At 27.5% G+C, this 9958-nt stretch carries 11 protein-coding genes; all 11 read right to left on the bottom strand.

Going from position 1 to position 9958, the window contains the following annotated elements; translation table 11 throughout:
• Nucleotides 1-75: 75 nt before the first annotated feature.
• Nucleotides 76-243 carry a hypothetical protein gene (locus WA340_RS13085; protein WP_336129421.1) on the bottom strand — a complete coding sequence of 56 codons (168 nt, stop codon included), beginning with the start codon at nt 241-243 and terminating at the stop codon, nt 76-78.
• Between the two features lie 27 nt (nt 244-270).
• Nucleotides 271-447 (bottom strand): hypothetical protein, encoded by a 177-nt coding sequence (locus tag WA340_RS13080; protein WP_336129420.1) that lies wholly within the window; start codon nt 445-447, stop codon nt 271-273.
• 28 nt (nt 448-475) lie between these two features.
• Nucleotides 476-655, bottom strand: coding sequence for a hypothetical protein (locus WA340_RS13075; protein ID WP_304142717.1), 180 nt, complete (start codon nt 653-655; stop codon nt 476-478).
• Between the two features lie 968 nt (nt 656-1623).
• Nucleotides 1624-2613 (bottom strand): hypothetical protein, encoded by a 990-nt coding sequence (locus WA340_RS13070; protein WP_336129419.1) that lies wholly within the window; start codon nt 2611-2613, stop codon nt 1624-1626.
• Nucleotides 2614-2615: 2 nt separating this feature from the next.
• Complete coding sequence (locus tag WA340_RS13065) at nt 2616-2864, bottom strand: hypothetical protein (RefSeq protein WP_336129418.1); 249 nt, start codon at nt 2862-2864, stop codon at nt 2616-2618.
• A 160-nt stretch (nt 2865-3024) separates the two neighbouring features.
• Complete coding sequence (locus WA340_RS13060) at nt 3025-4938, bottom strand: hypothetical protein (protein WP_336129417.1); 1914 nt, start codon at nt 4936-4938, stop codon at nt 3025-3027.
• Complete coding sequence (locus WA340_RS13055) at nt 4935-5408, bottom strand: ABC-three component system middle component 2 (RefSeq protein WP_336129416.1); 474 nt, start codon at nt 5406-5408, stop codon at nt 4935-4937. The genes WA340_RS13060 and WA340_RS13055 overlap by 4 nt, the downstream gene beginning before the upstream one ends.
• A 3-nt stretch (nt 5409-5411) precedes the next feature.
• On the bottom strand, nt 5412-6356 hold the full coding sequence (locus WA340_RS13050; protein WP_336129415.1) for an ABC-three component system protein: 945 nt from the start codon (nt 6354-6356) through the stop codon (nt 5412-5414).
• 171 nt (nt 6357-6527) lie between these two features.
• Complete coding sequence (locus WA340_RS13045; RefSeq protein WP_336129414.1) at nt 6528-7115, bottom strand: hypothetical protein; 588 nt, start codon at nt 7113-7115, stop codon at nt 6528-6530.
• Between the two features lie 124 nt (nt 7116-7239).
• Nucleotides 7240-8412: a hypothetical protein gene (locus tag WA340_RS13040; protein WP_336129413.1), complete on the bottom strand. Its 1173-nt coding sequence runs from the start codon at nt 8410-8412 to the stop codon at nt 7240-7242.
• Between the two features lie 278 nt (nt 8413-8690).
• The gene (locus tag WA340_RS13035; protein WP_336129412.1) at nt 8691-9836 is read right to left on the bottom strand and encodes a site-specific integrase; all 1146 of its coding nucleotides are present in this window, start codon (nt 9834-9836) and stop codon (nt 8691-8693) included.
• Between the last annotated feature and the right edge of the window lie 122 nt (nt 9837-9958).

Raw genomic sequence — 9958 nt, 5'->3', positions numbered from 1 at the left:
ATATGGCGATTGATGCGATTGCTATTAGTGTGATTTTTAGGGATTTCATTGTGTATATTTTTTGTGAATTATTAATTAACCTTGTGTTGGTACTTTTGATACTTTTTTATCTGTCATAGAGATTAAATCTACTTGTACTTCTTTGTTATCTTCTTTAGTAACAGTTTCTGTATCTATTGATGATACTCCGGTTAATATGGCGATTGATGCGATTGCTATTAGTGTGATTTTAAGGGATTTCATTGTGTATATTTTTTTGTGAATTATTAATTAACCTTGCGTTGGTACTTTTGATACTTTTTTATCTGTCATAGAGATTAAATCTACTTGTACCTCTTTTACTTCTTTGTTATCTTCTTTAGTAACTGTTTCTGTTTCTATTGATGATACTCCGGTTAATATGGCGATTGATGCGATTGCTATTAGTGTGATTTTAAGGGATTTCATTGTATATATTTTTTTTGTGAATTATTAATTAACCTTGCGTTGGTACTTTTGACACTTTTTTATCTGTCATAGAGATTAAATCTACCTGTATCTCTTTGACTTCCTTGTTAGAGTTTTTAGAAGAAGAAGAAGATGTATTAGCTGAAATTAATCCAGTTAATAAGATAGTTGAGAAAATTGCTAGAAATGTGATTTTAAGGGATTTCATATTAATTATTATTTTAAAATTTATATTGTTTTGTTTAAGCAAAAGTGTACTTGTTCAATCATTAAAATTGAATTAACAAGAAATTACATACAATGAGGGATATTGTACTTTTTAAAATGGATAATTAATACTATAAGCGTAGTATATTGATTTAGGGACACTTATAAATATCTACGAAAGTAAAATTAGAAGACTAAATTAAGTAAATAAATCGATAAAGTGTTTAAAATGAAGGATAAAGTGTCCTTAAACAAAAAAGCATCCCTAATTTCTGAAACAAAACAGAAAAAAGGAAAGCTTTCCATTGGTTTAACTACTTAAACCATTGACAGACATCAACATCTGTCAAACAACACAACTAAATTTTATTGCCAAAAAAAGCTCCAATTTCTCGGAGCTTTAACAATTTTTGCGGTCTGGACGGGAAGACATCAATCTTAATATTCCGCCCTATATCTTATACATAATTTCAAAAGCTACAAGCTTTAAAGGGGTTTTTACAGGGGTACTTTCTGTAAAAAGTATTTCTTTAAGCGGAAGCAAAGATACAATCAATTTTCAATTAAACAAGCAAAAATATAAATTTAGTTTCACTCATTTTAAAGGACTAAATTTAAACGATTATCTTCCATAAGAATACTTTTGCTTAAATACGATTTAAGTTCAAAAAACAAACACTAAAATCAGTTTTTAAGCCATTAACGATTCAACTCTCGTTTTCTACTTATTACTTTTCGTGGCTGGTTCAAAAAAAATATTACTCTTCTTTATCTTTAACTTGTCTTTACCCTTAAAGATTTTACATACAACTATATCAATACATCTACTGTTATATGTTACTGCATGCTTTTACTTATTCTTAACTTATGGTTTTATATGTCCATTACTTATACTTAATTATTTACTCTTAATAACTGCTATATGTTATACCTTATTTAGGGTTTAGATTACTCTTATTATATAACTAGCTATTTACTGCAAATAGATTTCACTTTTTTAGCTACTTTTTGACGAAATATGTCCTCATAATTTCGCCTATCTTCAATTAAATGTTTTTCGTAAATCTCATTATATTTTTTTCTACAATTAGTCTTCTTTTTAGGGTTTAAAGTTTCTATCAATAATCGTGTTTTTTCTATACCAATAGCCTTTATTCCTTTGTAAATTAAAAATTCTGACATTTCTGTAATTGCACCACCTTTAAGATTTATATAAGCTTCTGGTGATATAACATCAATAAATTCGACTTTGTCAAGCGTCTTAATTAAGTTATCCCCTAGATACTTCCAATTATTTTTTACTTTTAATAAAGTATCTACTTTCTTGTTAAACATCTTCATGCCGCTTACTTTATGACCTTGTATTTCATATCTAAACAAGAAGTTGTTTTTTGTTATTTTATCGTAAGAGCGTTCCAACTTGTCTTTATCGTTGTAAATCTCCCTTATTTTGTCATAAAAAACAACATGGTAATTTTTGCCCTTAAACTTTACTCCTTTGTCTTCGTATGTATTCTTTGTAAAGTTCTTATATTGAGATACACAAAGTGCAATACCTTCAAATTCTTTGGTAAACCTAACCGTTACACCAGTTTCTAATTTTGTTATTTCTGCATTCCATAAAATGTTCTCATCTATCCCTAATTTTTTACTTAAAAGGGTAATACAATGACAGAAATCTTTGTAATTAAAATCTCTAATATTATATTTTCCATAATACCATTTTCTTATACTGCCCTCTATGTACAATTTATGATTCCCATATTTTGTATCGTAAGCTAATGTTAACTTTAAGGAATGCTTTTTGTTTTTCTTGCTTAGATCACCATCTTTAGTAAGGTATTTTACAAATACAGAAATCTCTGGGTTATATCTTGATTTTCCAAATTCCCTGTAAGAATTGAGCATTTCTTTATCAACAAGATAGTTTGTTACTGAAAATTTTATTTTATCTACCATAACTACCTATTTAAAAATTTCGCTAATTCATTTCTTTCTACAAGAATTTTTCCATTACGTTTTGGCTGAGAAACTTTTAATCCCTTTTCTCTTAATCTATCAAACGTTTTACGACTTATGTTAAAGTCTTCTATTACTTCATTTACTGTTAGCCAATCCTTTTGTTTGTTTTCTTCAATTAGCTTTTGTAAAGCCTTTAATTTTTTAATGGTGTACACTTTTAACTTGTACATTTCTACATCTCTTTTCATAAGTATAAATTTTAGATTAATGGGACTATTCCCTACATTTACCTTATACCTCCAAAAGTTTTTTTCGTTTGCAGAAACGTGTTAAAATTTTGTTAAACTTTAAATTTATAGAATAAAAAAGCAACCTAATCAGGTTGCTCGATATTTCAATTAAGTTAATCTAAGTGATTACATCATCTATTAAGCCATACTGATAACCTTTAGTTCCATCACCATCAAACTTCACAATAATATCAGATTCATTTATATCCTCAGTATAATCATTGTTGATAACAAAAAGTTGCATTTTACTTTTATATTTTTCGGAAAAACCTACTAAATATTTAATTACAGCTTTAAAAATTTTAGTATCCTTAAATTCATCATTCGCATCTTCGACATCTCTTGTACCAAGGTTTTTACCAACTGTATCTAATAGTAAAACTTTAGGGTGATATGATTTCTTCAGTTCTAAGCTTAATTCTAAAATAGACAAGAAATACGCTATATTAACTAAGGTAACAGCCCCCAAACTCCCTATTTCATCATATTTAGTACCTCTAACATAGGGTAAATAGTTTTTATCACTAATGTATGCGTTATTAAGTTTTGGAAACTGGAAACTTTTTAAAATGTTACTGAATTTTTTACTCAATCGACTAATGATATTAGAAAAATCGGTACTATCATTTTCTATTTCAGATATTTGTTCTCTAATATCTTTAAGCTTATTCTCTTTCTTCTGTATATCATCCGCTAAAATGGTCAATTCTTCCTGAACATTCGAACTCAATTCTAAATTCTCGATTTTTTTATCTAACTCTCCAATATTCCTATTCAACAATTCGATTTTTTCAATAAAAGGACTTATGTACTGCTTCTGTATAGTGTTAATTTTTTCCTCTACCTCTTGTATTTGCCTTTTCCTTTTATCTTTAAGTTTGCTTTTTTGGTATAACAATTCTTTTTGCTCTTCAATAAAATCTTTAAGAGAGTTTAACCTCATATTTAATCTTTTTCTCTCTAATTTTATTGCTTTTTCTTCTTCTTCATTATACTCAGTTAAAGTATTACCACACAAATCACAATTGTTATGTTCTTTTTTATCGATTTCACTATTACAAGAGGGACAAGAAGAAAATTCAATACTTTGTAATTTCCCATTTGACAATATCAAATAATCTAGTTTAATTATTTCATTAGAGTATTGATTTTGAAGTAAATTTAATTTAGTAATGTACTTTCTAATCTCTTCTTCTTCTTCATTAAGACTTTCAATTTTATTCTTTAATTTAAACAGTTGAAACTCTAAAGATTTTGTATTGTCATTTTTAAGTTTTCCATTATTCTTAACCTCCATTAATTGCGACAAATATTCTGTTCTTTTTATAATCAATGACGCTTTTCTCTCTTCATTTTGAGACTTTGTAGAAAACAACTCAACATCTCTAAGAAATTTAACAATAGCTTCTTTTCTATCTAGTAACTCATTAATTAATTGAGACTGTTCTTTTTTATCGTTTTTTAGCTCATTTAAAAGTTGATTTAATGAATTAAGTATAATTTCTAAAGTTGGTTTTCTTTTAAAAGCTTTCGTATAATGTTTTTCATCAAGTATGTTTTCACTATCAATATTAGGTTGAGATATGTAACAATATTTAAACAAATCTCTAAAACTAAACGTTTGACCTGATAATTTCATTTCAGGTATCTCTAGCTTCTCTTGTAAAAATCCAGCCAAAGAATTTTCTTCTTTTGGCATAGTGACAATAAAAAAATTAAACTCATCATTAAAGCTCATTTTTTGTTGATTCCATTCGTGAATTTTAACTGGTAAATCAAACGAAAACAAAGGTCGCTCAATTAAAAATCTTTCATTATTCAGATAAAGGTCTAGTGATACATATTTACATCTCAACCTAACTTCTTCATAATTTTTATGCCGTTTTTTACCTAAGCAATAATCTATAAGCTCAAGGATTGTAGATTTTCCAGTTGAAATTGGACCAGTAATAAAATTTAATCCATCTTTAAATTCAACTTCATAGTTTTTATCATCTCCTACAAGTGACAGTTTATTAAATTTTAATCTCATAAAAGGTGAATGTTATTTAAGCTTTTTGAATTTATCTCTTCTTTTATTCGTGTTTCACTCATTTTAGAAATATTTTTTTTTATTAACAATGCATTAGCTCTCATTCTATCAGAAAATGGATTTTGAATACCATTGACAACTTCAATTCCTAAATCTGTAATTTTATATACAAATGATGAATTTAATATCTCCTTAGAAACAAGTCTTTTTGACAAAGCGAAATTCAATATCCTGTGATAACTATCTCTATCAGGGTGCGAATGAAAAAAAGAATATAACTCTTCAAAATCAAAATTAGAAACATCTTTTCCCTCTCTTATCATTGTCTGAGGGAATTTCATATAAAAATCAAACAATATAATTTTATCAAAAGTCATTTGATATGTTTTATTCTTTTTAAAAGCTTCAAGCAAACTCAAAACTCTCATCGAACTTATAATAAGTTCATATTTTTCTCCAATTGCTATCATTTGTTATTTCAAAAATTCTTTTAATCTTTCTTTATAATTTTTCACCCATCCAACTGTACATTCATCTGCAAGTTGGTGCATAATTCCTTTTTTTTCTGAAGAACTTATATCAAGCTTTGTTTTTAAAATATCTTTATCATTCAAATCTTCAATTCTTTTGTTAACTATTGCTAAAAGTCTATTACCATCAAATTCATCATCGTATAACATGTATTGGGTTAGCCATACCTCATTTAATACAGACCTAAGACTCTTTAATTCTTTTAGTTCATTTTGGATATTTCTACTTTCAACTTCTTTTGTCAAAATTTCAGCATTAAAGAACTGCTTATTAAAAACATCTAAGTGTTCATTAATATTAGCTGATTTAAGTTTTAATGTGAAAAGTTTATCAGAAAAATCCATTTCAACAGGAACTTCAAAAATCTCTTTTAATCTTTGTTTTTTTGTTGTTAACTCATCTAATATTTGATTTAACAATATCAACTCTTCTTCATCGAATATTTCTAAATGTAAATTATGTTTTGTAATAAGATTCAAGAGTTTAACACTATCCATTAAATCTACCTTAATCTTAAATTTCTCTTCTTTTCTTTTTTTCCATTTACTCCACCATTTAGCTTCCTGAATTGTTAAACTCTTAGGTACACATAAAACCCATTTTTTTAACTTGTATTCTTTGGATTCGGTCGCCTTTTTAAATGAAGAGTTAATCTGACTAACTTGACTGTCTCCAATCTCATAAAAGAAGCATTTACATTGATAAACGTCTATTTTTTCAGAAAAATCTCCTACAAAAACATCTATTCCTTCATCTCCTGGATTGCATTCAATAGGAAAAGCATCTTCAAACTCTTTAGAAAATGCTTTAGCACAAGCATCCTCAAAAACCTGTCTTGATCCTTCACGACCATGTTTTTTTAGTAAGTAATCAAAATCTCTTGCCATTCAAAAAATAATTAAGTTTTGAATTTACAAATTATCAAAATGTTAAACTAAAGATTTTTCTTCAAACACTTAAATTATCTATTTACCATTAAAAAAAATGAGCTTGGAGTAAATCTAATTAAACTCCAAACTCATCTTAAACCATTTAAAAACTGGTTAAATTAATATGATTTACACCTTTAAATACTTACTAGCTTTTTCAAAATTTTCTTTCCATAGCTTTTTATACTCTTGTTTTAATGCTTTTTCTACTTTGTAGATTTTAAAATCTTGCTTTGTTAAATCACTAGTACCAAATACTCCGATTTTTATTTCCTTGTTATTATTTTTTGGCGTTAAAGTTAATGTATAACTGTCCTCTCTTGCAAAGTTATTAAATGAACAATAATGAAAGGATGATACAAGTTCGCCATAAAAACTTGGAAATAACTCGTCAATTCCTCTGATACTATAATTATCAAAGTCAACAAAACCTTTCTTTCTATCAAAAGTCCGAAAATCTGCTTTCATAAATTTAGATGTCATTACTTTTTTATTTAGTAAATCTCTAATCTCTAATACAACACCCTTGTTTCCTTTAAAAAATCTTTCTTCCAATTTCAATTGTATGTCAGGTGTGTATTTACATACGTAATAATCCTCATTCTTTTGCCTCTTAAATAACAAACTAGGACATTGTGTATAGCTTAAATCTGAAAACACATAAAGTAACTTAAATACTTCATTAAAATCTGGGTAAGTAAAATCTAATTGTTTCATCTTTTTTTTCCAAAGATTAAAATCACAATGGATAATTAAAAATGATTTTTTTGACTAACCCTCTCAAAAAATGACAGTTATTAACAATTTACCCTAAAAAATGACGCTATTTTTTGTTAATAAGTTATTTGAAATTTATTTCTAAGCGAACATTATCATTTTTGGTATCAGACACCTTATTCCATTTATGTTTTTTAGCTAATTCTGTAGCTTTATGTAACAGGCAACCTGAAAAGTTGGTTGTACCTCTTCTCGAAATTTCACTATTTATGTAATTTCCATTAGCATCTATAACGACCTCTAAAGCAACAATACCTTTTTCATCACAATCAGCTCCTTTATTAATAGGCTTAAAAACAACTTTTCTATCAGTATTTTTATCCTCTGTAGCTTTAGCTTTAGAAATACCTCCATAGTTATTCCTTTCGTTTTCTTCATTCAGTCCTTTACTAATGGGCAATACTATTTCAGTATCTTGTTTAAGTGCATTTTCATTTAAAACGTAATCGAATTTTGTTTCATTTCCTAAAACATCTATCAATATATCAGTAAGTTCAGGTGTTGCATATTTTATTTTCATTGTATTTACCCCATTAGACAATGTTGCAGTTTCATTTTCGCTATCACACTTACTGGATTTGTAAAGTTTTCCTTTTATATAAAGTTCAATATAACAATCCCAATTCTCATAAACTTTTAAACTAAAAGTACCTAAATCATCATCTTTTACTCCTTTAATATTCCATTTTTGACTAACTCGAACATTGTCGCTTTTTATAGTGCTTTCGAGTTTACTTTTTTTAGCATATAGAATAAAATCATCCTTATACATAATTGTAATTTTATACAGACCTTTAGCTCTTTTATGAAAGTCCCTTTCAATAGTCAATATTCTATTTCCGTCTTCATACAATTTTTTTCTATCTTCATTACCAACCTCAAAAAATTCTTTAGCTGACAAACTCTTTTCAACTCGCTCTAAAAATGATATATCATCGGAGATAAAAGTTGTACTTCTTATTTTATAAGCAGTATCTAAATCCATATTGATAACCCTTTTTAAAACCTGTTTTTTCTGATTGTAATTATAGGTAAAAGTAAAAACAGATGTAGCTTTTCTGTTTTTAATGGTTTCTGCTGGACTTTGCAACTCCCAATTTGACTGCAAATAGTCGGTTAACCCATATTCTGAAAGTTCTGACAAGTAAAGAAAATCTGATAAACTATTTACTTGAGAATTACTTTTTTTAATAAAGATTAGTGTAGATAGTAGAGCTAAAATAAGATGTTTTTTCATTGTTAATTTTATAAACTCTATCAGTTCCGAAAAGAGTATTAACAGTAAAAAAATAAGCGTGGAACTGTAGCTTACTGTTGTTGAGGTACTGGTATACCTTGATGCAGATAAACTAAGCCCACGCCATAGCGTGAGCATCAGTCTATTCATCTCTGCATCTTTTAAAAATTACCAGTTTTCAACAACAAGAGTAAATAGCTAACGCTAACTTATATGTATATTTTTCTTTTTTTATTTCATGTCGCCAATTTACAAATTTTAAGCATCAGTTTCTAAAATTATCTAAAACTAACCGTTTGCATAGTTTGTTTTAAAGTATCTACATCAGTGTTTACATAAATAGCTGAGGTGCTTATTTTTTTATGCCCCATTAATTTCATAATAGTAAAAGCGTTTTGGTCTTTTCCTAAAATTGTACCAAATGTATGTCTAGCAAGATGAAAAGATACATTTTTATCCACTTCTGCTAATTCAGCTATCTCTTTAAGTATATAATTAGTTTTCTGATTGCTAACCACTTTAAAAACAGTATTTCGTTCTCTTTTCATCTTAACATTTTTAGCAATAATTCTTTTTGCTTGTTTATTTAAAGGTATCTGAACAGGATTTTTAGTTTTCTCTTGTACTATGCGCATTACACCATTTTTAATATTACCCCACTTTAGATTCATTACATCTCCAAAGCGTAAACCTGTATAACAAGCAAACAAAAACTTATCCTTAGTCTCATCTAATCTCTTGTTAAAGCTTACATCCAAATCTACAATAGCGTTAAGTTCTTGTAAGGTTAATGCTTCGTTTTTAGCTTTTGGTTTATCCAACTTAAAATTTCTGTATGGGTAATCATCGATTAGCTTTAAATCATAGGCTAATTTTAAGGTTGTTCTAAAATTTTTATGTCTATTCCAAACTCCACCTTTTCCTGTATTTTTATTAACTAAAAGAAAATAGTTAAAATCCTGTATTAATCTTAAATCTATATCACTTAATCTTAGATTGGGCTTAAATTCTTTTAGTCGCTTTCTTAACAGAAGATAACTTTCTTTAGTGTACTGGGATATTTCAGTAAACTTATTTCTACAAAAAACCTCATCAAAATACTTGTAATAACATTCCGTATCTTCTTTTTTAAACACGCTTACAATTTCGTCACGAGAAACTGCTTTACCTCTTGCTTTTCTATCGCTAATCAAATCTTCTATTTCCAAAACGGAACGATTTAAATGAGCGTTAAACATTCCATAACCTTTTCCAGTAGCTTTTTGGTTTTTACTATCCCAGTGTTCCTGTAAAACACTTTCGCCCATAGACAATTTCACTAGCTGTTTACCATTTAGAGTAACTTTTAAATACAAAGGACAAGTATTATCACTTCTTTTCTTGTCTTTTCTAATAATCACTTTTACATTGTAATTCAATTTCATAATATTTACGTTTTTGCGTTCTACTATATAATATCCAGTAGGATTTTTTTTGTAGCTAAGTTCTTTGTCTTTTTTGTAAAATCAATGAGAAAGTCAATAATAATCAGTCTTTCAAAGAATGT

It is taken from the genome of Mesoflavibacter sp. CH_XMU1422-2 (genome assembly GCF_037029245.1).
In the GTDB taxonomy this organism is placed as follows: domain Bacteria; phylum Bacteroidota; class Bacteroidia; order Flavobacteriales; family Flavobacteriaceae; genus Mesoflavibacter; species Mesoflavibacter zeaxanthinifaciens.
Note: the sequence above shows the minus strand (reverse complement) of the source record. Positions and strands in the feature narration are given on the sequence as shown.